Genomic DNA, 25657 nt, shown 5'->3' with positions numbered 1-25657 from the left:
GTCTCGGCGGCTTGGTGCGCGTGACGATCCAATGTCCATACATTGTCGTCCGGCATTGCCGATGGCTCCGCGCAACACTCTGTGACGGCGGCGCGCGCAAGGGGCGTGAATTCCACAAAATCCGACACAAACCATGTATCGTGTGCGCAGACATAAAAAGTTACAAAAAGCGCCGAATCTCCCACTAATGTGGCATTGATCCGGTGCGCGTCTCGTGGCGGGGTCCGAGGGTCAACGGGTAGCCTTGCGCGAGGCGGGTCGTACGAGTTCGAACCAATAAATCCGAGCCGAAACAGCGAACGCGCACAACTCCATGACGAGCCTCGCCCATCAATTCGAACAATATGGCGCCTGGAGAACCGGGGTCCTTCAGTCTCTCGCCGAATTCCAGTCGTGGCTGCAACAGTACGACCTCTATGACGCTACCGCGGATGACCGCGTCCAGCGCATTCAGAACGTTCTCAAGAGCGACCGCCTCAAGGTGGCGTTCATCGCCGAGTTCTCGCGCGGCAAGAGCGAACTGATCAACGCGATTTTCTTTGCCGACTACGGCCGGCGCATCCTGCCGTCGTCGGCGGGCCGGACCACGATGTGTCCGACCGAGCTGCGCTACGACGAGAACGAGCAGCCGAGCATTCGCCTGCTGCCGATCGAGACGCGCCTGCACGACGCCTCCACGGCCGATTTCATGGAGCCCGGCTCGTCCAATTCGCATTGGACCACGGTGCCGCTGGATCCGTCGTCGCCCGAGGGCATGCTGGCCGCGTTCCAGCACGTGGTGGAAACCACGCGCGTGACGCCGGCCGTGGCCGAATCGCTCGGCCTCTATAACGAGAACGACCCGGACGCCGCGTGGTCGGTCGATGCCGATGGCATGGTCGAGATCTCGCGCTGGCGCCATGCGGTGATCAACTTCCCGCACCCGCTGCTGCGCCAGGGCCTGGTCATCCTCGACACGCCGGGCCTGAACGCGATCGGTACCGAGCCGGAACTGACGCTGCGGCTGATCCCCGATGCGCACGTGGTGGTCTTCGTGCTGGCCGCCGACGCCGGCGTGACCAAGAGCGACCTCGAACTGTGGCGCAGCCACGTGGGCGCCGGCCATCGCCGGGGCTGCCTGGCCGTGCTGAACAAGATCGACGGGCTGTGGGACCCGCTCAAGTCGTCGCCGGAGATTGCCTCGGAGATTTCGCGGCAGGTTCGCTCGACGGCCCAGATCCTCGGCATCGAGGAGCGCCGCGTCTACCCGGTGTCGGCGCAGAAGGGCCTGGTCGCCAAGGTCACCCATGACCAGCCGATGCTGGTACGCAGCAACCTGCCGCAGTTCGAGCACGTGCTGTCCGACCAGCTGATTCCGCAGCGGCGCGAGATCGTGTCCGATCAGGTCCAGCGCCTGGTGCAGGACATGTCGCGCGGCGCCCAGCAACTGCTGCAAAGCCGCCGCCGGGACATCGTCGAGCAGTTGTTCGAGCTGCGCGGCCTGCGCGGCAAGAACCACGCGATGGTCAAGCACATGCTGCTGCGCGTGCAGGGCGAGAAAGAGGAATTCGAACAGAGCATCTCGAAGTTCCAGGCGCTGCGCCTGGTCTTCGGCCGCCACAGCGCGGACATCATCAAGAGCCTGCAGTTGCGGGACGTGCGCCGCACCATGCGTGACGCCCGCGAGCAGATGAAGGAGCGATTTTTCTCGCGCGGCCTGCGCGAGGACATGGAAGCGCTGTTCGGCCAGCTGACCGGCCTGATCCACGATGCCGACCAGAAGATCGCCGGCCTGCATCAACTGGTGGACAGCATGTATCGCCGCTTCAACGCCGAGCACGGTTTCACGCTGCCGGCGCCGATGCAGTTCGTCACCTCGCGCTACGCGGTGGAGCTGCAGGAAACGCTGCAACTGGTGAACAACCACTTCGGCACGGTGAACATGCTGACCCGTTCGCGGCCGCAGTTGGTGCAGAACGCGTTCGCGACGATGGCGAGCCGGGTTCTGGAGAATTTCCGAGACCTGAACCGCGATATCGAGATCTGGCTGAAGTCCGTGATGACGCCGCTCGAGGCGCAGGTGCGCGAGCATCAGAAGCAGCTGCGCCGTCGGGTGGATTCGATCGAACGCATCCACGAGGCCACCGACACGCTGGAAAGCCGCATCGCCGAACTCGAACAGGTGCTTAACGGCCTGGACGAGCGCAGCACCAAGATCGAGGGGTTTGCCAAGGTTCTCGTCGAACCGGCAGTCGAGCACGGCGCGCGCGCGGCCTGACCGGGCACCGCATCGCGGTATCATGTGGCGCCGCCTTAGAGCGGCGCTTTTCTTTTCCCCACCGCCCCGCAATGCCCCGCAAGTCAGCCGCCGCCCCCACCCTCCCAGCCAGCCCCGACATTGCCGTGCCCGACGACTTCGGCGCCCGCGTGGTGACGTGGCAGCGCACGCATGGCCGGCACGACCTGCCGTGGCAGAACACGCGCGACCCGTACCGGATCTGGCTGTCCGAGATCATGCTCCAGCAGACCCAGGTGGCGGCGGTGATCGAGTACTTCCAGCGCTTCGTGACCGCGCTGCCCACCGTGGCCGCGCTGGCCGCCGCGCCGGCCGACGCCGTCATGGCGCTCTGGGCCGGCCTGGGCTACTACTCGCGCGCGCGCAACCTGCACCGCTGCGCGAAGACGGTCATGGACGACCACGGCGGCGAGTTCCCGACCGATCCGGCCGTGCTGGTCACGCTGCCCGGCATCGGCCGCTCGACGGCGGCTGCCATCGCCGCGTTCAGCGCCGGCGTGCGCTCGCCCATCCTCGACGGCAACGTGAAGCGCGTGTTCGCGCGCGTGTTCGGCATCCACGGCTATCCGGGCGAGCGGGCCATCGAGATGCGGATGTGGGCGCTGGCCGAGCGCGCCTTGCCGCCCGCCGGCCCGCATCAGGCCGAAGACATGGTGGCCTACACGCAAGGGTTGATGGACCTGGGCGCGACGATCTGCTCGCGCGGCAAGCCGGCCTGTCTGGTCGATGCGGCGGCCTGCCCGCTGTCCGACGAATGTGTGGCGCGCCGCGAGAACCTGACCGGCACGCTGCCGACGCCCAAGCCGCGTGCCGCGATTCCCGAGCGCAGCACCGTCATGCTGATCATCCGCCACGGCCGCGACGTTCTCGTCAATCTACGACCCGACAGCGGTATCTGGGGCGGCCTGTGGAGCCTGCCCGAGATGCCCGTCGACACGGTGCCCTTCGATGCAGACGCAGCCGAGGACGCCGCGCGCGAGGTCGCCCGGCAATTCGGCGAGCCGACCTCCGCGACGCTGGCCGGCGAGCTGACGCACGTGTTCACGCACTTCCGCCTGTTGATCCGCGCGGTGCGGGTGGACCTGGGCGCGCTGGCGCTGCGCGGCGGCGCGGACGATGGCGTCAGCCGGCGCTGGCTGTCGCTCGACGATCTCGATGCGCTCGGCACGCCCGCACCGGTGCGGCGGCTGCTCGAAGATCAGGCGCGCGGCGGTTTGTTCTAGGGAAGACTCAGGAAACGGCGAGGGGCGTCAGACGATGTGATGCTGACGCATGTAGCGGTGGACGATCTCGATGCGCATGCCGGCATCGGGTAGCGCCATCAGCATTTGCTTGGCCTTGAGCGGCACGGGCAGCAATTCGCAGAGCCGGTTGGCGACCCAGCTCGGGTCGTCCCAGTGATATGGCTCGTTGAAGGGCAGGCGCGACTTGTCGGCCTGCTCGGCATGGATGGCGCTGACGATGCGCCGCAGCGCCGACAGGCATTCGCCGAGCAATTCGAGCTTGCAGTCGATCTCGTCGGGCGGCAGCAACTCCACCCGGGCCACGATCAGGCCGTCATCACGCGTGCTGTGGGAAAGGACCTGGAAGCGTTGCCGGCCGCGCGCCTCGATCAGCAGCACGCCCAGTTGCTCCATATTGCAGTCGACGATATCGGCCAGGCAGCCCACGTCTTCGGGCACGGTGGGCTGGTCCTGCTGCGCCACCTCGTTGCCACTCGCGATCAGGCAGACGCCGAACGGCGTGTGGTCGCGCATGCAGTTGCGCACCATGTCCACATAGCGCGCCTCGAACACGCGCAGCGGCAGGCGGCCATCGGGAAACAGTACCGTGTGGAGCGGAAACAGGGGCAGCGCGTCCAGATCAGGCGCGGGATGCGTCGAATGACCAGTGTCTGGTGGATGTGACGACATGCGATGCCGGTTCCGGTTCCACTGCCAGGGAGGGACGTTGGCGCGTCAGCCTGCCGGGGCAAGCTCGCGGTGTCTGACCAGCACATTACCATGTGCCCGGAAGTAGTTGGCAAGTCTTTCCGCGATAAACACCGAGCGGTGCTGGCCGCCCGTGCAGCCGATCGCCACGGTCAGGTAGCTGCGGTTATCGGCAATGAAACTCGGCAGCCACTTCTCCACGTAGGCGCGGATGTCCTCGGCCATCGCCAGCACCATCGGCTGGCTTTGCAGGAAGTCGATCACCGGCACATCGCGGCCCGTGAGGGGGCGCAGCGCGAGGTCGTAGTAGGGGTTGGGCAGCGAGCGCACGTCGAAGACCATGTCCGCGTCACTCGGCACGCCATGCTTGAAGCCGAACGATTCGAACAGCAGCGTGAGCTGCTGGCTGTCCTCGCCCCGGATCAACTCTTTGATCCAGCTGCGCAGCGTGTTGGTGCGGACGTTGCTGGTGTCGATACGGTGCGCCGATTCGGCCAGCGGGCTCAGCAGCTCGCGCTCCATCTCGATGGCTTCGATCAGCGAGGTATCGTGCGGTGCCGCATCGGCATTGGCGCTGCCCGGCAGGGCGGGTACCTCGGCCACGCGCCCGGACAACGGGTGGCGGCGGCGTGTTTCGGAGTAGCGCTGCACCAGCGCGTCGGTGTTGGCGGTCAGGAACAGCACCTGCACCTGATGGCCGGCGGCGGCCAGTTGGCGCACGGTGTCCGGCAGCCGCGCCAGCGACTCGCGGCTGCGAATGTCGGTGGCCACGCCCAGGTGGGTATAGCCCTGCTCGGCCAGGTAGCTGGTCAGCTCGGGCAGGAATTGTGCCGGGAGGTTGTCGACGCAGTAGTAGCCTGCATCTTCCAGGACATTGAGGGCGACAGACTTGCCGGAGCCGGAGATTCCGGTGATGAGGAGGATCCGCATAGCCCTGCAAGGATAGCACCGGGTGATGGCTGCGTCATGACACCCGGCGCACAAAAAGTGACGATCAGGCCGCCGGCTTGGACAGGCAATCGCTCATGAACTTCTTGTAGTCGTCGCCCTTCTTGCCCTTGCCCTGCTTGCTGCAGGCGGTCATCTTGTCCTGCTGGGTCTTGGGTTCGGCGGCGGCGGCGGGCTTGTTGGAGAGGCAGTCGCTCATGAACTTGTTGCGCTCGTCGCCCTTCTTGCCGGTGGCCTGGGCGTTGCATGCCTTCATCTTGTCCTGTTGGGCGTTGGGGGCCTTGGCGCCAGAGGCGGCGGGGGCCGAGGCACTCTGGGCAAACGCGCCCGTGGCCAGCAGCGGGGTCACCAGCAAACACATCGCGATCAGCTTCTTCATGCTTCTCTCCTTGGCTGTGGAAACACTACGAATGGGTCCGATCCATTGGCTCGATGCCCATTACAGCACAAACGATGGAGAGCCGTGGCGCGTTGACGCRCCACCCCATCAGAGCAGGCGGCCCTGGCCGCGCGAGACCACGTCCGCCTGCATGGCGGCGCGCTGACGGTCCATGAAGTCGCGCAGGGTGTCGATGCCGCGCAGGCGCAGTATCGTATTGCGCACCGCAGCCTCGACCAGCACGGCCAGGTTGCGGCCGGCTGCCACCTGGATCTTCACCATGTGGATTGGCAGGCCCAGGACATCGAGGTATTGCGAGTCCAGCGGCAGGCGCTCGAACTCGCCGTCGTTGCGGCGCACGAGCTGCACCACGAGCTTGAGCTTCATCTTCCGGCGCACGGCCGTCTCGCCGAAGATCGTCTTGATGTCGAGCAGGCCCAGGCCGCGCACTTCCAGCAGGTTCTGCAGCAGCGGCGGGCAGCGGCCCTCGATGAAGTCGGGTCCGAGTCGCACGAAATCCACCGCATCGTCGGCCACGAGACCGTGGCCGCGCGAGATCAGTTCCAGGCCCAGTTCGCTCTTGCCCAGGCCGGACTCGCCCATGATCAGCACGCCCATGCCGAGGATGTCGAGGAACACGCCGTGCATCGTCACGCGCGGGGCGGAGATGCGCGACAGGTAGAGCCGCAGGTGGTCGATCACAGCCGCCGACGACACCGGCGTGGTGAACAGCGGCGTGGACGAGCGCGTGCAGCGCAGCTCCAGGTCTGGCGGCGGCTCCATGCCGTCCGCCACGACGAGGAACGGCGGCTCGAGCAGGATCAGCTCGCCCATCTGGCGCTTGCGCGGCTCGTCGTCGAGGCGCTGGTAGTACAGGATTTCCGGCTTGCCGAGCACCTGGATCCGGTTCGGGTGGATCAGGTTCAAGTGGCCGACGAGGTCCGCCGCCGAGGTGGCTTCGCGGGCGAATTCCACGTCGAAGGCCCGGTCGGCCCCTTCCAGGCCAGCAACCCACGAGAGCTTGATATCGGCTGCGTTGTCGTCGAAGATCGACTGCGAGGTGACGCCGGTGAGTTCCATGCGCGTATGACTTTCGGGGGCGGACAGGCCGTTTCAGGCGGCCGTTGGGGCGGGAGTCAGGGGTGCCACTGCGTCAGCAGATCATGCACCGCTTCCGACGTGGGCAGTGTGGCGAGGCCCTCGCGCATCTCGCGGTCCGAGAGCAGTTGGGCGATTTCCGACAGGATTTCCAGATGTTGTTGCGTGGCCTGTTCCGGCACGAGCAGGAAGATCAACAGCGACACCGGCTTGCCGTCCGGCGATTCGAACGGAATGGGCTCGGCCAGGCGCATGAAGCCGGCCAGCGGCTGCTTGAGACCCTTGATGCGGCCATGCGGAATGGCCACGCCGGCACCCAGACCCGTGGAACCCAGCGATTCGCGCGCGAACAGGTTATCGGTCACGGTAGCACGCGCCACGCCATGGTTGTTCTCGAACAGGAGCCCGGCTTGCTCGAACACCCGCTTCTTGCTGGTGACGGTGACGTCGAGATGGATGTTGCCGGGTGGCAGCAATTTGGCCAAACGATTCATGGGCGATGCGCGAGAAGTCAGGTTAGCGGGCCGGGGCGCGAAGGCCGTCCCGCCGGATTCGGGGCGAAACTTTGGTACCGAGATCTTGTCTGGGACGCCCGCATTGGAGCGTCCGGCCATTATAGAGCAGGGCTCCACCGCGATTTTGCGATGCAGCGCCGGGGTCGCGGCGGTGCCACGACGTGCCGGCCGGCTTGCCCACCCGGGGTGTCCCGGGGCCGTCCTGTCGTTATTTGTATGGCGGAGCATACACCGAGGCGGGCGGCTTGCGAACACTTGTTCCCATTTTGACCGCTCCCGGGTGCCCCGGGTCGCCCTCCGGCGTGGCAATAAGGTAACGAAACATTCCAGGTGCCCGCACCGTCACTGCCATGGCGCGCGCCCATCAAAAAAGCCGCGCTGATTGCGCGGCTTGAGCTCTTCTTTTCAGTCCTCTGCAGGGTCGGCAACCGCTCTGTTTTCGGTTGCCTGCAGGTGTCTACTGCTGCGTCAGTTGCTGGGCGGCCATCTGGTACTTCACCGCCTCGCGATCGTGGCCCTGTACGCGGTCCTTGTAGCGGATGACCTGGCGGTCGAGCTTGTCGACCAGACAGTCGATCGCCGCATACAGATCTTCATGATGCGCTTCGACGAAGATGTCCTTCCCCTTCAGATGCAGATTGATTTCCGCGTACTGGCGCCGGTCCTTCTCCTTGTGGTTGTCCACCGATAGCAGCACGCTCACGCCGATGACCTGATCGAAATGCCTGACAATTCGCTCCAGTTTCGTTTCCACATACTCACGCAGCGGGGGCGTGATGTCGAGGTGGTGTCCACTGATCTTGAAGTTCATAGCGCTTCTCCTTCTGAAAGAGCCGCACCAGGCAGGCGGTTGCGGCTCGGCTACAAAGTCTTGCGGAGATTGACTGCGGGGATCTTGAGCGCTTCGCGGTATTTCGCCACCGTGCGGCGTGCGACCACGAAGCCTTGCTCACCCAGCAGTTCGGCGATCCGGCTGTCGGAAAGAGGATTCCTGGGGTCTTCGGCTCCTATCAGTTGCTTGATCAGCGCGCGGATTGCCGTGGAGGAGGCCGCGCCGCCAGTCTCCGTAGAGACGTGGCTCCCAAAGAAGTACTTCAACTCGAAAGTACCCATGGGCGTGGCCATGTACTTATTCGTGGTGACCCGGGAAATGGTCGACTCATGTAAACCGAGTGTATCGGCTATTTCCCGCAAAACCAAGGGGCGCATCGCGATTTCGCCATGCGTGAAAAAGTTCTTTTGACGTTCCACAATTGCCTGCGAAACACGCAGGATCGTATCGAATCGTTGCTGGATGTTCTTGATAAGCCACCGCGCCTCCTGAAGCTTCTGCTGCAGGCCTGCCGTCCCCGTTTCGCCCTTCGCGCCGCGCAGGATCTGCGCATACATGTCGTTGATGCGCAGCCGTGGCATGACATCCGGATTGAGCGCCGCGATCCACCCGCTGCCGCTCTTGCGCACGAACACGTCGGGCACCACGAAGTCGGCCTCGGGACGGTTGAACGCGTGCCCCGGATACGGCGCCAGCGAGCGAATCAGTTCGTGTGCCGCCTTCAGTGCTATTTCGTCCACCTGGAGCGCTTTCTTTAGCCGCGTGTAGTCCCGCACGGCCAGCAGTTCCAGATGATGATTGACGATGGTCAGCGCCAGCTCACGATGCGAGTGCTTCAGGCGACGCAATTGCAGGCTGAGGCACTCCGCGGCATTGCGCGCGCCCACGCCGGGCGGGTCGAAGCTCTGCAGCAGGGTCAGGATCGCGTGGACTTCGTCGATCTCGAATTCGAGTTCCTCGGGCAGTTCGGTGCAGATTTCCTCGAGCGAGGCGCTCAGGTAGCCGTCATCGTCGAGCGATTCGATCAGGAAGATGGCCAGGCCCTTGTCGCGCACCGAGATCTTCAGCGGGGCCAACTGCCCCATCAGGTGCTCGCGCAGCGTGGGTTCGGCATCGCGCAACTGCATCGGCGACTTTTCGTCCTCGTCGCCCTGGGGGCGGCGGGCGAAGTCGTCGAGGCTCCAGTCGCTGCCGTAGTCCTCGCTGCCGTTGTCGTTGTAGTTATCGTCCTCACCGCCGGACGCGCCGTCGGTGCGCGCATCGCCGTTGGGCTGCGGCTCGGAAGAGGCCGGCGCGGGGGCGCTCTGGAGGTTGACCGAGCCATCGGCGGCTACCCGCAGCGGGCTTTCGATCCAGTCGTTTTCGCGTTCGAGCAGGGGATTTTCGGTCAGCGCCTGTTCCACTTCCTGCTGGAGTTCAAGCGTCGAGAGCTGCAACAATCGAATCGACTGTTGCAGCTGCGGGGTCAATGCCAGATGTTGCGAGAGACGAAGCTGAAGCGACGGTTTCATGCGACCTATTCTATGCGCATCCTTCCGACTATGGAACGGAAATTGCTATCGCCTATCGCTCTGACTTCCTGATCGACCCCGGCTGTCGCCGTGGAGGCCGGGAGAAGCGCGGCCGCACGCGGCGGCCGATGGGTCACATGCGGAAGTTTTCGCCCAGGTACACGCGTCGCACGGACTCGTTGGCGATGATTTCCTCAGGCTGGCCGGCGGCCAGCACCGTGCCTTCGCTGATGATGTAGGCGTGGTCGCAGATGCCGAGCGTCTCGCGCACGTTGTGGTCGGTGATCAGCACGCCGATGTTGCGCGCCTTCAGGAAGCTCACGATGCGCTGGATTTCGCCCACGGCGATGGGGTCCACGCCGGCGAACGGCTCGTCCAGCAGGATGAAGCGCGGCGCGGAGGCCAGCGCCCGGGCAATTTCCACGCGGCGGCGCTCGCCGCCGGAGAGCGACAGCGCCGGGTTGTTGCGCAGATGGGCGATCTGCAGGTCATCCAGCAGCGAATCCAGGCGGCGTTCGATCTCGGCCTTCGGCAGCGGCTTGCCCTTCTCCAATTGCAACTCGAGCACGGCGCGGATGTTTTCCTCGACGTTGAGCTTGCGGAAGACCGAGGCCTCCTGCGGCAGGTAGGACAGGCCCATGCGGGCGCGCTCGTGGATCGGCAGGCCGCTGATGTGCTGGTCGTCCAGCACGATGTCGCCCTCATCCAGTGCCACCAGGCCCACGATCATGTAGAACGACGTGGTCTTGCCGGCGCCGTTCGGACCGAGCAGGCCGACCACCTCGCCGCTCTTCACGTCCAGCGAGACGTCCTTGACCACGGTGCGCGAACCGTAGCGCTTCTTCAGGTGGCGCACGACCAGCGTGCTGCTGTCGGTACGGGCGGCCGACGGGGCTGCGGAGGCGTTCGGGGCGAGCGTGGCGGAGTCGTTCATCAGGTCAATGCATGCGTGACGCGGCGGGCGCGTCCGGGGTTCAGGGCTTGCCGGGCGCGGGCGCCGGCTTCAGTTCCAGCGGCGGTGGCGGCGCGGCGGCGCCGCTGGCCGGGTCCGCGCGCGGCGAGAGCACGGCGCGCACGCGGCCGGACGGGTTGCCGGTGGAGGTGTTGTTGTCGCCGCCGGCAGCCGTGTAGTACTCGTTGCGGCTGTCGTAGGTGATCACGGCGCCGCGGATCTCGTCGACGGTCTTCGCGCCGGCGATGCGCGCCGCACGGGCGTGGCCGATCAGCTTCGACATTTCCTGCTTGCCGTCGTACTCGATGCGGTCGCCCCAGCCGTCGATGTATTCGTCCACGCCGTCGCGCTTCTGGCGGATATACGCCTGGCGGCCCGGATTGGCCGTGGCCACCGCGTACTGGTAGCCCTCGGGGTCGGTGCGGATCTGCGCGGCGTCCGACTTCAGCACCATCGTGCCCTTGGTCAGCACGACGTTGCCGGTCAACGTGTAGATCTGCTTCACGTCGTCATAGCTGGCGTTGTTGGCCTCCAGCACCAGCGGCTTGTCCTTGTCGGCACGCTCCGCCAGGGCCGGCTGGGCCAGGGTCGCGCCGAGCGCGGCGATTGCCACCGCCAGGGCGGGCACGATGCGGCGACAGGACAACGTCGTCAGGGATGGGGTCATGTTGGTCAGCTGAGAGAATGACGGGCGATCCGTTGCCGGCGCCTGGCGTGCTTGTTGTTGTGCTTACTGCGTGGTCCGGGCCTGCCCCGACGGCGGATTCATGACGATGGTGCCGCGTACGTTGCCGAGCAATTGTACTTCGCGCGTGACATTGTTGAAGACCAGTCCGTTGGCCGTCATCACCGACGGGCCGCGCGTGAGTTGTACCGCTTTATCGGTCTTGACGATGTCGTCATTGACCAGCAACTGGAAATATTGCGATGCAGCGGTCATGCGCGGGTCCTTCGACGGATCCACGCCGGGTTGCCGTACCAGGAAGGCATTGCCGTACAGGTCGATGACCGAGCCCTCCGAGTTCATCACGCCCCGGTCCGCGTTGACCGTGACCGGGGGGCGGTCCGGCTGGTAGGCGCGCATGGCCGGCGTGGTCACCTCGTAGGTCTGGTCGTCCTCGAAATGGATCATCTTCACGCCGGTGAAGCGCATCTTGGTGGCGCCGGTCGTGTCCAGTTCCGTGGCCGAGAAGCGGTCCATGTAGTAGTCCGCCTCATGGCGCTTGGCGCGGTTCTGGGCGGCCTCGTCCTCATGGGGCGAGTTGATCTGCACCAGCCAGAACGTGCTGCCGGCGACCATCGCCATCAGCAGCAGCGGCAGCAGCCGCATGACCAGACCGGAGATCCTGCCGAAGAAGTCGCGCATCGCCGGCCCCGCTCAGATGACCTTGGCGCGGGTCAGGTCATGGATGTGGAGCGCGCCCACGAGCTTGCCGTCGCCATCGACCACCAGCAGCTGGTTGATGCGGTTCGCTTCCATGATCTGCACGGCTTCCACGGCCAGCTGGTCCTGGTTCACCACGTGGGGGTTACGGTGCATGACCTCGCCGATGGGCACGGTGCGCCAGTCGCGCGGGGTTTCCAGCAGGCGGCGCAGGTCGCCGTCGGTGAACACGCCGATGGCGTGGCCGTCCGGGTCCACCACGGCCGTCATGGCCAGGCCCTTGCGGGTGATTTCCATCAGTGCCTGGGCCAGCGGGGTGTTTTCACGCACCTCGGGCACGCCGTTGCCGGTGCGCATGACGTCGCGCACGTGGGTCAGCAGCTTGCGGCCCAGCGCGCCGCCCGGGTGCGAACGGGCGAAGTCTTCCTCGCCAAAGCCGCGCGCGTCCAGCACGGCCACGGCCAGGGCGTCGCCCAGCGCCAGCGCCGCCGTGGTGCTGGCCGTCGGGGCCAGGTTCAGCGGGCAGGCCTCCTGGGCCACGGCGCCGTCCAGATGGGCATCGGACAGCTTGGCGAGGTTCGATTCCGGGTTCCCGGTGACCGAGATCAGCCCGGCGCCGATGCGCTTGACGATCGGGACGATCGACAGCAGCTCGGCCGTCTCGCCGGAATTGGAGAACGCAATCAGCACGTCGTCGCGGGTGATCATGCCCAGGTCGCCGTGGCTGGCCTCGGCCGGGTGCACGAAGAACGACGGCGTACCCGTGGAAGCCAGCGTGGCCGCCACTTTGCGGCCGATATGGCCGGACTTGCCGATGCCGGACACGACCACGCGTCCGGTGCAGCCCAGGATCATCTGGACCGCCTTGGTAAACGCGGGCGTCAGTCGGTCAGCCAGCGCGGAAACGGCGTCGGCTTCGATCTGGAGGGTATGGCGGGCGAGCTTAAGTGCTCGTTCCGCATCGAAATTGGCTATCATGGCGACGAAGTATACCAACGAATGCGATGGCGACCGGCCCGGCTTTTCTGCCATGGGGTCCGGGCGACCGCCGCTTGCCGTGTTTCCCCGGCGAGGCACCGATGCCGGGACGGCGCGCGTGCCCGGCCGGCTCGTTCCAGGTCAAGCCCCAAGTCTTCCCCGAAGCCCGCCGAATGCATTCTCCGCTGGAACTGACCCTCGTGCTGCTGGCCGCCGCCGTTCTTGGCGTGGTGGCCTTCCGCATGCTGCAACTGCCACCCATGCTGGGCTACCTGGCGGTGGGCATCCTGATCGGTCCCCACGCGCTCGCGCTGGCCAACGATTCCGCCCAGACCAAGTACCTGGCCGAATTCGGCGTGGTCTTCCTGATGTTCTCGATCGGGCTCGAGTTCAACCTGGGCAAGCTCCGCTCGATGAAACGGCTCGTATTCGGGCTGGGCGGCTCCCAGGTGGTGCTGACGATGCTGCTCGTGGTAGCGGCCGGATGGGCGCTCTCGGCCTGGATCGGGCTGACCTGGCAGGCCTCGGTGGCGCTGGGCGGGGCGCTGGCCATGTCCTCGACGGCCATCGTCTCCAAGATGCTTTCCGAGCGCATGGAGCTGGAGGCGGAGCACGGCCGCAACATCATCAGCGTGCTGCTGTTCCAGGATCTGGCCGTGGTGCCGCTGCTGATCGTCATCCCGGCGCTCTCGCGCGACCCCGGCGAGCTGGCGGCGGCGCTGGGGGTGGCCACGGTCAAGATCGTGGTGGCCCTCGGCCTGATCTTCTTCCTCGGCCAGCGGGTGATGAGCCGCTGGTTCCACGTGGTGGCGGCGCGGCGCTCGCAGGAACTGTTCATGCTGAACCTGCTGCTGGTCACGCTCGGCATGGCCGCGCTGACCGAGCGGCTGGGTTTGTCGATGGCGCTCGGCGCGTTCATGGCCGGCATGCTGATCTCGGAAACGCCCTACCGGCATCAGGTGGAGGAGGACATCAAGCCGTTCCGCGACGTGCTGCTGGGGCTGTTCTTCGTCACCATCGGCATGCTGTTGAACATCAATGTGGTGATCGACCACATCTGGCTGGTGCTGGGCCTGCTGTTCGTGCCGATCCTGTTCAAGCTGGTGCTGATCACGGTGCTGGCGCGGCTGTTCGGCTCCCGGCAGGGCGTGGCCATCCGTACCGGGCTGGGGCTGGCGCAGGCGGGGGAGTTCGGCTTCGTGCTGCTGAACCAGATCGATGGTATCGGGTTGGTCGATCCGGTGCTGATCCAGGTCATCCTGGCCTCGATGCTGCTGTCGATGCTGGCGGCGCCGTTCCTGATCCAGTACAGCGACACCATCGTGCTGCGCTTTGCCGCCAACGAATGGCTGATGCAGTCGCTGAACATGACCCGCATCGCCGCCCAGAGCCTGCAGACCGAGAAGCACGCGATCATCTGCGGATTTGGCCGCAGCGGGCAGAACCTGGCGCATATGCTCGAGCGCGAGGGCATCAACTACGTGGCGCTCGACCTCGACCCGGACCGCGTGCGCGAGGCCGCCGGGGCCGGTGACACCGTGGTCTATGGCGATGCCGGCCGCCGCGAGGCGCTGATCGCCGCCGGTATCCATCGCGCCGCCGCGCTGATTGTGACCTATGCCAACACGCCGTCGGCGCTGCGGGTGCTGCACCACGTGCAGGAGCTGGCGCCGGCGCTGCCCGTGATCGTGCGGACCGTGGACGATTCCGAGCTGGACACGCTCCAGAAGGCCGGCGCCACCGAGGTGGTGCCCGAGATCATCGAGGGCAGCCTGATGCTGGCCTCGCACGCGCTGGTGCTGCTGGGTGTGCCGATGCGCCGCGTGGTGCGCGGCGTGCAGCAGGCCCGTGACGCGCGCTACAGCCTGCTGCGCGGCTACTTCCACGGTCGGGACGACGAAGAGGACATGATCGAGCGCGACACCGTGCGGCTCCATTCGGTCTCGCTCGGCGCCGAGCACACGGCCGTGGGCCGCCGGCTGGGCGCGCTGGGGCTGGAGCGGATCGGGGTGGAGGTGACGGCGGTGCGCCGGCGCGGCATCCGCGCCTTCGATCCGCAGCCGGAGACCGTGCTGGAACCGGGCGATATCGTGGTGCTGCGCGGCACGCCGGAGGCACTGGAGTCCGCCGAGGAACGGCTGCTGCGGGATTGAGCGCCTCTATATATAGAGAGCGGCTCAGGAATTGAGGGAGGAGCCTTCGCCGCCCCAGGACGGCGGCAGGCCGTCCAGCACCGCGTGGGCGTCAAGTGATCGGATCGGCACGTGACTATCGGCTGGAATCCGCCCTTCGCCCTGCAGCATCAGGTAACGCAAACAGCACACACGCAGGAATGACGCGAAATTGGCCGACAGCGACACTTCGCCGCGATGCTCGGCCAGTTCGTCATGGAGCCGGGTCAGCAACTGGTTGACCGTCATCGCGTCGCGCTGCGCCAGTTCCTCCAGCACTTCCCAGAACAGGTTTTCCAGGCGGATGCTCGTGGCCACGCCGTGCAGCCGCAGCGAGCGGGACTGGGTCTGGTAGGAATCCGGATTGGCCCGGACGAAGATCTCGCACATCGGCATGCCTCCTGCGACAGCGGCGCCGGGGCGGGCGCCGCGTTCGGAAGGCTCTACTGTACGTCGACTGGATGACTACTGGGTGATCCGGGTCCCGAGCACGGTCAGGAACTGGGCCAGCCATGCCGGGTGGGCCGGCCACGCGGGCGCGGTGACGAGGTTGCCGTCGGTATGGGCCTGATCGACCGGAATATCGGCGTACTTGCCGCCCGCCAGCCGGACTTCCGGCGCACAGGCCGGGTAGGCGGAGCAGGTGCGGCCTTCGAGCACGCCGGCCGCGGCCAGCAACTGGGCGCCGTGGCAGACCGCCGCGATCGGCTTGTTCGCCGTGGCGAAGTGGCGCACGATCTCCAGCACGCGGTCGTTCAGGCGGAGGTATTCGGGGGCGCGGCCGCCCGGAATGACGATTGCGTCATACGCAGCCGGATCGACATCGGCAAACGTCGCGTTCAGCGTGAAATTGTGGCCGCGCTTCTCGGTGTAGGTCTGGTCGCCCTCGAAGTCGTGGATGGCCGTGGCGCAGTGGTCGCCGGCCTTCTTGTCCGGGCAGACGGCGTGGACCACGTGGCCCACCATCTGGAGTGCCTGGAAGGGCACCATCGTTTCGTAGTCTTCGGCGAAGTCGCCAACCAGCATCAGAATTTTCTTGGCCATTGCAGTCTCCTGTATGGTTACGGGTGTCCGGAGCCGGTCCAGACCGGCCGGGCCATTGTGCGGCGGCCCTGCGCGGGGCGGGTGGTAGCCCGTTACCGCAGGCGGCACGCGATTTCCATTTCGACGCAAATCCCCATGGCAGATTCCCTCATCCAGTCCCCCGACCTCGGCGACGTCACCGGTTACCTGCGTGACCGCATCCGCACCGTGCCGGACTGGCCCCAGCCCGGCGTGATGTTCCGCGACATCACCCCGCTGCTGCAGAACCCCAAGACCCTGCGCGTGCTGATCGACGTATTCGTGCACCGCTACATGGACCAGGAGCTGGACCTCGTGGCCGGCATCGACGCGCGCGGCTTCATCCTCGGCTCGATCATCGCGTACGAGCTGAACCTCGGCTTCGTGCCGATCCGCAAGAAGGGCAAGCTGCCGTTCCAGACCGTGGCCGAGGAGTACGAGCTCGAGTACGGCAGCGCCACCGTGGAGATCCACGCCGATGCCTGCAAGCCCGGTGATCGCGTGCTGCTGGTCGACGACCTGATCGCCACCGGCGGCACCATGATGGCCGGCCGCAAGCTGCTGGAGCGTCTGGGTGCGACCGTGGTGGAGGGCGCGGCGATCGTCGACCTGCCTGAACTCGGCGGCTCGAAGCTGTTGCACAAGAGCGGCCTGCCGCTGTTCACGGTTTGCAATTTCGAGGGCCACTGAGCCCTGCGCCCGCGCCCGCCGTTGTTTTCCCCTCCATTGCCGGGTCCGGGGGCGCGGCGCATAATGCCCCCTTGACAACAACATGATGACCGGGCGGAGCCTCGATTGCTGACATCGGCACCGGTCACGAAGGAATAAGGACGCGCAATGGGCGTACTTCTCCATCTTCTATCTGGCGTGGCGCTCCTGGTCTGGGGCACCAACATCGTCAAGGTCGGCATCCTGCGCGTGTATGGCGCCAATCTGCGCCATGTGCTGTCAGTCAGCGTGTCGAACCGCTTCACGGCTTTCGCGGCCGGGCTCGGCGTGACCGGGCTTGTGCAGAGCAGCAACGCCACCGCCGTCATCGTCAGTTCGTTCGTGGGACAGGGCCTGATCGCCGTGGCGCCCGCGCTCGCCATCATGCTCGGCGCCAACGTCGGCACCGCGCTGATGGTGCAGGTCTTCTCGATGGACCTGTCGTGGCTCTCGCCGCTGCTGATCTTCGTCGGCGTGATTCTCCACCTGAGCTGGAAGGGCAGCCGCCCCGGGCACGTGGGCCGGGTGCTGATCGGGCTCGGGCTGATTACGCTCGCGCTGGAGCTGATCTCGATCGCCACGCGCCCCGTGGTGCAGGCGGCCGGCGTGAAGGTGCTGTTCAGCACGCTGACCGGCGATGCCGCGCTCGACATGCTGATTGGCGCGGTGCTGACCATCCTCTGCTATTCGAGCCTGGCCGTGGTGCTGTTCTGCGGCGCGCTGGCGTCGGCGGGCGTGGTGTCGATCCATGTGGCGCTGGCGCTGGTGCTCGGCGCCAACCTGGGGTCGGGGATCTCGGCGCTGCTGACCACCTCGGGCAACAACCAGCCGGGCAAGCGCGTGACGCTGGGCAACCTGCTGTCGCGGCTGCTCGGGTGCGTGATCGCGCTGCCGCTGCTGAACCAGGCCGAGGAACTGCTGGCGCTGGTCAGCACCGACCCGCAGCGGCTCATCGTCAATTTCCACCTGCTGTTCAACCTGGCGCTGGCCGCGCTGCTGCTGGGCGCCACGGCGCCCCTGGCGCGGATCTGCGAGGCCATCCTGCCCGGCCGCAACACCGGCGACAGCCAGGTCACGCCGCGTCACCTCGACCCCGCCGCGCTGCCCACGCCCACGCTGGCGCTGTCCAATGCCGCGCGCGAGGTGCTCCGCATCGGCGACCGCATCGAGCAGATGCTGGACAACATGCTGCGCGTGCTGCGCACCAACGACGCCAAGCTCGCCACGGCCACCTGCCGCATCGACAACGAGGTGGACGACCTCTACACGGCCATCAAGCTGTACCTGACCCAGATCAGCACCGAGGCGCTGGACGAGCACGACGGCCAGCGCTGGACGGAAATCATCTCGCTGACCATCAACCTCGAACATGCGGGCGACCTGATCGAACGGGTGATCCTGGACGCCAAGGACAAGAAGATCGCCCACAACCTGGCGTTCTCCGAGGCCGGCATGCAGGAGATCACCGAGATGCATGGCCGGCTGGTGGCCAACCTGCGCCTGGGTTTGTCGGTGTTCCTGAACGGGGATATCCGCAGCGCCCAGCAGCTGATGGGCGAGAAGGCCAACTTCCGCGAACTGGAGCGGAAGTACGCGCGGACGCATTTGCAGCGCGTGGCGGTGCAGACGACGGAGAGCATCGAGACCAGCTCGCTCCACCTGGACGTCATCAGCGAAATGAAGCGACTCAACTCGCTGTTCTGCGCCACGGCCTACCCGGTGCTGGAGCAGGCCGGGCTGATGAACCGCAGCCGGATGAAGGAAGACCCGCCCGCCGGCGTGACCGGTGTGCCGGAAGCCCAGACGCGGTAGCGCGCCCGGGGTGCGGTCTTATCCCCGCTTGAGCAGCGGGGCGAGGTACTTGCCAGTGAAGCTGGCGCGGCTCTTGGCCACGGTCTCGGGCGTGCCCTTGGCGATCACCTGCCCGCCGCCGGCGCCGCCTTCGGGGCCCATGTCCAGCAGCCAGTCGGCGGTCTTGATGACATCCAGGTTGTGTTCGATGATCACCACCGTGTTGCCCTGGTCGCGCAGCTTGTGGATGACCTTGAGCAGCAGCTCGATGTCATGGAAGTGCAGGCCCGTGGTCGGCTCGTCGAGGATGTAGAGCGTGCGGCCGGTGTCGCGCTTGGACAGTTCGAGCGACAGCTTCACCCGCTGCGCCTCCCCGCCAGACAGCGTGGTGGCCGACTGGCCCAGCCGGATATAGCCCAGCCCCACATCCAGCAGTGTCTGCAGCTTGCGGCGCACCACAGGCACGGCGCTGAAGAACTCGTGGGCCTGCTCCACGGTCAGGTCCAGCACCTCGGAAATGCTCTTGCCCTTGTAGAGGACTTCCAGCGTCTCGCGGTTGTAGCGCTGGCCGTGGCAGACATCGCACGGCACGTAGACGTCGGGCAGGAAGTGCATCTCCACCTTGATCACGCCGTCGCCCTGGCAGGACTCGCAGCGGCCCCCCTTCACATTGAACGAGAACCGGCCCGGATCGTAGCCGCGCTCCTTGGCCGACGGCACGCCCGCGAACAGCTCGCGGATCGGCGTGAACAGGCCGGTGTAGGTGGCGGGGTTCGAGCGCGGCGTGCGGCCGATCGGGCTCTGGTCGACGTTGATGACCTTGTCGAAGTGCTCCAGCCCTTCGATATGGTCGTGCGCGGCCGGCTCGGCCGTGCTGCCGTACAGGTGGCGCGCCACGGCGTGGTAGAGCGTGTCGTTGATCAGCGTGGACTTGCCCGAGCCGGACACCCCGGTGATGCAGGTCAGCAGCCCCACCGGAATCTCGGCGGTCACGTTGCGCAGGTTGTTGCCGGTGGCGTTGACGATGCGCAGCAGCCGCTCCTCGTCCGGATTGGCGCGCGTCTTGGGCACCTCGATGCGGCGCTTGCCGGACAGGTACTGGCCCGTCAGCGAGCCCGGCGCCTCCTCGATCTGCGGCGGCGTGCCCTCGGCCACGATCATCCCGCCATGCACCCCGGCACCGGGGCCGATGTCCACGACGTAGTCGCAGGCGCGGATCATGTCCTCGTCGTGCTCCACCACCAGCACCGAGTTGCCGATGTCGCGCAGATGCTTGAGCGTGCCGATCAGGCGGTCGTTGTCGCGTTGGTGCAGGCCGATGGATGGCTCATCGAGCACATACATCACGCCGGTCAGCCCGGAGCCGATCTGGGAGGCCAGCCGGATGCGCTGGGCCTCGCCGCCCGAGAGCGTGTCGGCGCTGCGCTCCAGCGACAGGTAGTCCAGCCCCACGTTGTTCAGGAAGTTCAGCCGCGCAGTGATTTCCTTGACGATCTTGTCGGCAATCTCGCGCTTGGCGCCGTGCAGGTTCAGGGTCAGGAACCACGTCAGCGCGTCGCGCAGCGGCCAGCCGTTGACCTCGTAGATGGCCCGCGCCTGGTCGTCCTCGCCCACCTTCACGTGGCGCGCCTCGGTGCGCAGCCGGGTGCCTTCGCAGGACGGGCAGGGCTGGTTGTTCTGGTACTTGGCGAGTTCCTCGCGCACGGCCGCCGAATCGGTCTCGCGGTAGCGGCGCTCCAGGTTCGGGATGATCCCCTCGAACACATGGGCGCGCACCGTGGTGCGGCCTTTCTCGTTGATATACGTGAACGGGATCTCTACCTCGCCCGAGCCGTGCAGCACCACCTGCTGGACGTTGGCGGGCAGGTCCTCGAACGCGGTATCGGTGTCGAAGTCGTAGAACGCCGCCAGGCTTTGCAGCATCTGGAAGTAGAACTGGTTGCGGCGGTCCCAGCCCTTGATGGCGCCCGAGGCCAGCGAGAGATTGGGGAAGGCCACCACGCGCTTCGGATCGAAGAAGGTGATCTGGCCCAGCCCGTCGCAGCTCTGGCAGGCGCCCATCGGGTTGTTGAACGAGAACAGCCGGGGCTCCAGTTCCTGAAGGGAATACGAGCAGATCGGGCAGGCGAAGCGCGAGCTGAACACGTGCTCGTGCCCGGTATCCATCTCCAGCGCGATGGCACGGCCGTCGGCCAGCCGCAGCGCGGTTTCGAACGATTCGGCCAGGCGCTGCTTGAGGTCGGCGCGTACCTTCACGCGGTCCACCACCACCTCGATGCTGTGCTTCTCGGTCTTCTTGAGCTTGGGCAGCGAGTCGATGTCGTAGACCTTCGCCTCGGCCTCATGGGCCGTGCCGCCGCCCGAGCGCACGCGGAAACGCACGAAGCCCTGGGCCTGCATCGTATCGAACAAGTCCGAATGCTCGCCCTTGCGGTCCGCCACCACGGGCGCCAGGATCATCAGCTTGGTGTCCTCGGGCAGGGCCAGCGCGGCGTCCACCATCTGGGAGACGCTCTGCGCCTGGAGCGCGATGTGGTGGTCCGGGCAGTAGGGCGTGCCGGCGCGCGCGAACAGCAGGCGAAGGTAGTCGTGGATCTCGGTGACCGTGCCCACGGTGGAGCGCGGGTTGTGGCTGGTGGCCTTCTGCTCGATCGAGATGGCCGGGGAGAGGCCCTCGATCAGGTCGACATCGGGCTTCTCCATCAACTGCAGGAACTGGCGAGCGTAGGCGGACAGCGATTCGACGTAGCGGCGCTGGCCCTCGGCATAGAGCGTGTCGAACGCCAGCGACGACTTGCCGGACCCCGACAGCCCCGTGATCACGATGAGCTTGTTGCGCGGCAGGTCGAGGTTGATGTTCTTCAGGTTGTGGGTACGCGCCCCACGGATCTTGATTTCTTCCATATACCGATTAGTTGCCCAGCCAGGCCGCCGCTGCCGCCGGGGGCGGACAGGTCGGTCTCACGGAATGTTCAAAGTGCCTTGCACAACGCCTGAAGCGCCGCTCCGACCCAGGCGCCAGGCGGCGGTTCGGCCGCCGCGTGACCCGGAAAGCGCGGGGAAGCAAACCTGCTAATATACCGAACTTCGGTTTCCCGGGTTGCCCGTTGGCCATCCGGCATGCGGACGGGCGCCACATGGCCCACCATCCGGGTGCTTCGCATCGACCGAGTCAGATTTCCATTCACGAGCGCAATGCCGTCGATTCCTTCTTCTCCCCAGCCCGCCAATCTTGCCGACCCGGCCGCCCAGACGGCGCCCGCGCGCGACCGCATGACGAAAAGCGAGTTGCGTGCCAGTCTCTCGCTGGCGAGCATCTTCGCGCTGCGCATGCTGGGCCTGTTCCTGATCCTGCCGGTGTTCGCCGAGTACGCGCGCGGCCTGCCCGACGGACAGGACGCCCAGCGCATCGGCCTGGCCATGGGCATCTATGGCCTGATGCAGGCCTTCCTCCACATTCCGCTGGGCTGGCTGTCCGACCGCATCGGCCGCAAGCCGGTCATGGTGGCCGGGCTGCTGCTGTTCGTGGCCGGCGCGCTGGTCGCTGCGTTCTCGGACACCCTGGCTGGCATCACCATCGGCCGGGCGATGCAGGGCATGGGCGCCATCTCGGCGGCCATCACCGCCTGCATTGCCGACCTGACGCGCGAGCGCCATCGCACCAAGGCCATGGCGATGGTCGGCGGCAGCATCGGGCTGACCTTCGCGCTCTCGCTGGTGATTGCCTCGCCGCTGCTGAAGAGCATCGGCATGTCCGGCATCTTCGGGCTGATGGCGGTGCTGGGCGTGCTGGCCATCGGCGTGACGCTGTTCCTGGTGCCGGCCCCGCCGCCGCCGCATCCGGTGCGCATGCCGTTCCGGCAGGTGCTGCTGAATGCGGACCTGATCCGCATGAACGTGGGCGTGCTGGCGCTGCACGCCAGCCAGGTGGCGATGTTCATGGTCGTGCCGGCCATGCTGGCCGACGCCGGTATGCCGCTGGACCAGCATTGGAAGGTCTACCTGCCCGTGGTGCTGGTCTCCTTCGTGCTGATGCTGGGGCCGATGATGGCTGCCGAGCGCTATGGCCGGGTGCGCCCGGTGCTGCTGGCCTCGGTGGCGCTGATGACGGTGGTGCAACTGCTGTTCGCGGCGGTGCAGGGCCTGTGGCCGATAGTGGGTGTACTGCTGCTGTTCTTTGTTGCATTCAACGTGCTGGAGGCCATGCAGCCGTCGCTGGTGTCGCGCTACGCGGCGGCCGGGCGCGGCGCGGCGCTGGGGGTTTACAACACCACCCAGGCGATGGGGCTGTTCCTGGGCGGTGTGGTGGGCGGCTGGCTGCTCAAGCACGAGGGGCGCAGCGCGGTATTCCTCGGTTGCGCGGCCGTGCTGGTGCTCTGGCTTATAATCGCGTGGAGCATGAAGGCGCCACCGGCCCGCGGGCAGGAGGGTGCGTCGGCAGTGGCGGGTTAGACACACTTGTTGTCATATCCGTAGCAGTCCGAAACGCTTTTTCGTCTTAACGGGGTTAGCATCTACACGCGCCCGACCGGATATCCGGGGGCGCGTGATGTCGTTTACCGTGTTGTCGTTTACGTCCTGTGACGGACGACCCACAAGCAAATCAGTCATGCCGTGCCGCCGCAGGGAAGCGGGGCGCGGTTCTTGGAGAACATTTACATGGCATCGGTCAACAAAGTCATTCTCGTCGGTAACCTGGGCGCCGACCCGGAAACCCGCTACATGCCCAGCGGCGACGCCGTGACGAACATTCGCCTGGCGACGACCGATCGCTACAAGGACAAGCAGTCCGGCGAGTTCAAGGAAGCCACCGAGTGGCACCGCATCGCGTTCTTCGGCAAGCTGGCGGAGATCGCCGGCCAGTACCTGAAGAAGGGCTCGTCGGTCTATATCGAAGGCCGTATCCGCACGCGCAAGTGGCAGGACCAGGCTGGCCAGGACAAGTACAGCACCGAAATCGTCGCGGACCAGATGCAGATGCTGGGCGGCCGCTCGGCGGGCGGCGGTGAGGAAGGCAGCTTCGGCGGCGGTGGCGGCGGCTACAGCCGCGAGGCCCAGGGCGGCGCCGGTGGTGCTGGCGCAGGCGGTGGTGGTGGCGGCTACGGCGGCGGCCGTGCCCAGGGCGGCGCCCAGGGTGGCGGCGCACAAGGCGGCGGTCAGCGCCGCCCGCAGCAAAGCCCGTCGAACGGCTTTGAAGATATGGATGACGATATTCCGTTCTGATCCACTGTCAGCCGTTCTTGTGAAGAAAAACCCCGCAATGTGCGGGGTTTTTTTATTTGCGGGATCGGCGCCTGTGTCGGATGGCAGCGTGGCTGGTCAGGAACCGTCCGGTGAACTAGCGCGACTGGCGCCCGGATCGTCGCGCAGTCAGCCCGTCCAGCACCGTCGCCCACGCGAAGGGGCGCGGATCGGCCAGCATGCTCATGGCGCGCGCGTAGTCGAGCGTCAGGCCGGGCGTCCACGCCATGGTGGTAGCGCGCTTGCGCAGATGGGCGGCAACCCACAGTTCCGGCGTCAGAAGCAGCCGCAACAGCGGCCACCAGCCGTCGAGGCGCGCCCAGACGCGCGCGGCGGCGCCCTCCAGCGCGGCGTCCAGCGCTTGCGCCACGGTACTTGAGCAGTTGCGGTGCGTCAGGTTGTAGGTGGTGTTCTGCCGATCGTCGTGCCAGAAGGTTCGCAGGCGTCCGGCATCGTAGTTGCGAATGCGCACCTGCACCGTGGACGGACACCACGCGCTTGATTCGGTGGGATAGTCCGGCTGGAACAATCCGGGCACGTCGTTCTCGCGGGTGGCGCGCAGCAGGCGAGCAAAATCGTCCGGAGAGCGGTCGATCTCGACGGCCGGATAGAGGCTGATATAGATCCCCTCCGGCGACTCCAGCGCGGCATGGCCCGTCGAAATGACGCCGTCGCGGTCCACGGCGGCGATGTAGCGGTCGATGATCGGCTGGCGCTGCGCCTCGGCCTTGGCGGTGCCCACCGGCGTCCACACATGAACGATCAACGCGCGCTCGTCTGCGGCAGGCGGGCCGCGCCATGTCGTCAGCCGCCGTCTGGCAGCCCCGTCCGACGTGAACGCCGGATCATCCCTCGAGCCAGGACCGGCGGGCAGACGCCGTACGCGCGACGCCAGCAGCAACATGTTCCAGCCGCCGAAGATCAACCCGAGCCCCACGCAGTACGGCACCGTGCCAACGTAGTGAGTCGGATAGGGTTGGATGAAGAAGATGGCAAGCGCGATTTCGAGCAGGCCGCCGGCCATTGCCAGACGCCAGGTGCGAAAGCGCACGACATGCGCCGAAGCCACCTGCAGCAGGCCATCGGCAAGAAACAGCGTGCCAAAGATCAACGACAGGATCATGTGGCCATGGTGATGGCCGGCCAGCACGAGAATCGCCGCCACACTGAAGGCGACGCCCTTGACGTAGCGCAGCGTCCGCTGCCCGCCCATGCCGGTCGAGGCCACGGCCAGCGTGGCCAGTCCTTCGAGCAGCAGCAGCCAGGCGAAGGGCTCGATCGGAAAATCGAGTTTGCCGTCCAGCGCATCGACGAACAGCACGGTGCCCACCACCATGCTGACCGCCCCGGCCCAGGCCAGCCCCTTCCATCGGGTACGCAGGTAATCGACTCCCAGTAGCAGCATCAGCAGGCGGACCATCGGCAGCTCCGGCGCCGTGTCAAGAACGGCTCGGGTGGAGTCTATCGTGCAAAAGCGCGGTGGAAAAATCCAATTTCAAAAAATTTGAATAACTACGTGAGACTTCAGCGGATTTACGTCACTTATCGCCCCGTATAGTTCATCCCATCGCAACGCCACAACAAAACAACGGCGAACAGCGAAAAGCAATAAAACTGAACGAATAAACCTTTAGCTACCGGAGAAACCACCATGTCGAACGCCACCAACGCCAAGCTGCAAGTCCTGACCCCGCGCAACAGCCAGCTGATCATCATCGACCACCAGCCGCAGATGGCCTTCGGTGTGCAGTCGATGGACCGCCAGACCATGAAGAACAACGTGGTGGGCCTGGCCAAGGCGGCCAAGATTTTCGATGTGCCGACGACGATCACCACGGTGGAGTCCGAGTCGTTCTCCGGTTACACCTACCCCGAAATCCT

At 66.1% G+C, this 25657-nt stretch carries 23 protein-coding genes; 8 read left to right on the top strand and 15 right to left on the bottom strand.

The genetic code is table 11. The features are described 5' to 3' along the window. Positions 1-313: 313 nt before the first annotated feature. Entirely contained in the window at positions 314-2257 is a 1944-nt protein-coding gene (locus tag AC1DP9_RS06975; protein WP_441644599.1) for a dynamin family protein, read from the top strand. 71 nt (positions 2258-2328) lie between these two features. Then, positions 2329-3498, top strand: a complete 1170-nt coding sequence (mutY, locus tag AC1DP9_RS06970; RefSeq protein ID WP_477106924.1) for an A/G-specific adenine glycosylase — start codon at positions 2329-2331, stop codon at positions 3496-3498. 27 nt (positions 3499-3525) lie between these two features. Here the strand turns inward: mutY and AC1DP9_RS06965 are convergent, their stop codons facing one another. The 11 genes from AC1DP9_RS06965 to AC1DP9_RS06915 form a co-directional block, all read right to left on the bottom strand. Further along, positions 3526-4188 (bottom strand): LON peptidase substrate-binding domain-containing protein, encoded by a 663-nt coding sequence (locus AC1DP9_RS06965; RefSeq protein ID WP_441593633.1) that lies wholly within the window; start codon positions 4186-4188, stop codon positions 3526-3528. 45 nt (positions 4189-4233) lie between these two features. Then, complete coding sequence (gene rapZ, locus AC1DP9_RS06960) at positions 4234-5136, bottom strand: RNase adapter RapZ (protein WP_441593632.1); 903 nt, start codon at positions 5134-5136, stop codon at positions 4234-4236. A 64-nt stretch (positions 5137-5200) separates the two neighbouring features. Beyond that, the gene (locus AC1DP9_RS06955) at positions 5201-5533 is read right to left on the bottom strand and encodes a PsiF family protein (protein ID WP_092291688.1); all 333 of its coding nucleotides are present in this window, start codon (positions 5531-5533) and stop codon (positions 5201-5203) included. 108 nt (positions 5534-5641) lie between these two features. Beyond that, complete coding sequence (gene hprK / locus AC1DP9_RS06950) at positions 5642-6613, bottom strand: HPr(Ser) kinase/phosphatase (RefSeq protein WP_008650955.1); 972 nt, start codon at positions 6611-6613, stop codon at positions 5642-5644. Positions 6614-6669: 56 nt separating this feature from the next. After that, positions 6670-7125: a PTS sugar transporter subunit IIA gene (locus AC1DP9_RS06945; RefSeq protein ID WP_092291690.1), complete on the bottom strand. Its 456-nt coding sequence runs from the start codon at positions 7123-7125 to the stop codon at positions 6670-6672. A 478-nt stretch (positions 7126-7603) separates the two neighbouring features. Next, positions 7604-7957: a ribosome hibernation-promoting factor, HPF/YfiA family gene (gene hpf / locus AC1DP9_RS06940; RefSeq protein ID WP_092291692.1), complete on the bottom strand. Its 354-nt coding sequence runs from the start codon at positions 7955-7957 to the stop codon at positions 7604-7606. Between the two features lie 50 nt (positions 7958-8007). After that, positions 8008-9489 carry an RNA polymerase factor sigma-54 gene (locus AC1DP9_RS06935; protein ID WP_092291696.1) on the bottom strand — a complete coding sequence of 494 codons (1482 nt, stop codon included), beginning with the start codon at positions 9487-9489 and terminating at the stop codon, positions 8008-8010. 133 nt (positions 9490-9622) lie between these two features. Then, complete coding sequence (gene lptB, locus AC1DP9_RS06930; protein WP_092291698.1) at positions 9623-10423, bottom strand: LPS export ABC transporter ATP-binding protein; 801 nt, start codon at positions 10421-10423, stop codon at positions 9623-9625. A gap of 40 nt (positions 10424-10463) precedes the next feature. After that, entirely contained in the window at positions 10464-11108 is a 645-nt protein-coding gene (gene lptA, locus AC1DP9_RS06925) for a lipopolysaccharide transport periplasmic protein LptA (protein WP_441593631.1), read from the bottom strand. A gap of 63 nt (positions 11109-11171) precedes the next feature. Further along, entirely contained in the window at positions 11172-11807 is a 636-nt protein-coding gene (gene lptC / locus AC1DP9_RS06920) for an LPS export ABC transporter periplasmic protein LptC (RefSeq protein ID WP_092291702.1), read from the bottom strand. A 12-nt stretch (positions 11808-11819) separates the two neighbouring features. After that, entirely contained in the window at positions 11820-12803 is a 984-nt protein-coding gene (locus AC1DP9_RS06915; protein ID WP_092292131.1) for a KpsF/GutQ family sugar-phosphate isomerase, read from the bottom strand. A 173-nt stretch (positions 12804-12976) separates the two neighbouring features. Between AC1DP9_RS06915 and AC1DP9_RS06910 the strand changes: the two genes are divergently transcribed. Beyond that, complete coding sequence (locus AC1DP9_RS06910; RefSeq protein WP_092291704.1) at positions 12977-14956, top strand: monovalent cation:proton antiporter family protein; 1980 nt, start codon at positions 12977-12979, stop codon at positions 14954-14956. 24 nt (positions 14957-14980) lie between these two features. Here the strand turns inward: AC1DP9_RS06910 and AC1DP9_RS06905 are convergent, their stop codons facing one another. After that, complete coding sequence (locus tag AC1DP9_RS06905) at positions 14981-15364, bottom strand: ribbon-helix-helix domain-containing protein (RefSeq protein ID WP_092291706.1); 384 nt, start codon at positions 15362-15364, stop codon at positions 14981-14983. Between the two features lie 75 nt (positions 15365-15439). Continuing rightward, positions 15440-16018 (bottom strand): DJ-1/PfpI family protein, encoded by a 579-nt coding sequence (locus tag AC1DP9_RS06900; RefSeq protein WP_092291708.1) that lies wholly within the window; start codon positions 16016-16018, stop codon positions 15440-15442. Positions 16019-16153: 135 nt separating this feature from the next. Between AC1DP9_RS06900 and AC1DP9_RS06895 the strand changes: the two genes are divergently transcribed. Together AC1DP9_RS06895 and AC1DP9_RS06890 are read left to right on the top strand one after the other, a co-directional pair. Further along, positions 16154-16726, top strand: a complete 573-nt coding sequence (locus AC1DP9_RS06895) for an adenine phosphoribosyltransferase (RefSeq protein WP_092291710.1) — start codon at positions 16154-16156, stop codon at positions 16724-16726. Between the two features lie 147 nt (positions 16727-16873). Continuing rightward, the gene (locus AC1DP9_RS06890) at positions 16874-18556 is read left to right on the top strand and encodes a Na/Pi cotransporter family protein (protein ID WP_092291712.1); all 1683 of its coding nucleotides are present in this window, start codon (positions 16874-16876) and stop codon (positions 18554-18556) included. Between the two features lie 18 nt (positions 18557-18574). On the opposite strand, the gene uvrA is transcribed toward AC1DP9_RS06890, so the two are convergent. Next, positions 18575-21439 (bottom strand): excinuclease ABC subunit UvrA, encoded by a 2865-nt coding sequence (gene uvrA, locus AC1DP9_RS06885; protein ID WP_092291714.1) that lies wholly within the window; start codon positions 21437-21439, stop codon positions 18575-18577. Between the two features lie 291 nt (positions 21440-21730). Between uvrA and AC1DP9_RS06880 the strand changes: the two genes are divergently transcribed. Next, complete coding sequence (locus AC1DP9_RS06880; protein ID WP_441593629.1) at positions 21731-22987, top strand: MFS transporter; 1257 nt, start codon at positions 21731-21733, stop codon at positions 22985-22987. 207 nt (positions 22988-23194) lie between these two features. After that, positions 23195-23758, top strand: a complete 564-nt coding sequence (locus AC1DP9_RS06875) for a single-stranded DNA-binding protein (protein ID WP_092291718.1) — start codon at positions 23195-23197, stop codon at positions 23756-23758. Between the two features lie 115 nt (positions 23759-23873). On the opposite strand, the gene AC1DP9_RS06870 is transcribed toward AC1DP9_RS06875, so the two are convergent. Continuing rightward, complete coding sequence (locus AC1DP9_RS06870) at positions 23874-25196, bottom strand: HdeD family acid-resistance protein (protein WP_477106923.1); 1323 nt, start codon at positions 25194-25196, stop codon at positions 23874-23876. Positions 25197-25427: 231 nt separating this feature from the next. Between AC1DP9_RS06870 and AC1DP9_RS06865 the strand changes: the two genes are divergently transcribed. After that, positions 25428-25657, top strand: a 230-nt coding sequence (locus tag AC1DP9_RS06865) for a cysteine hydrolase family protein (RefSeq protein WP_477106922.1), incomplete at its 3' end; no start/stop codon positions are given.

The sequence above is a fragment of the Cupriavidus sp. 01L43 genome (assembly GCF_056399925.1).
Note: the sequence above shows the minus strand (reverse complement) of the source record. Positions and strands in the feature narration are given on the sequence as shown.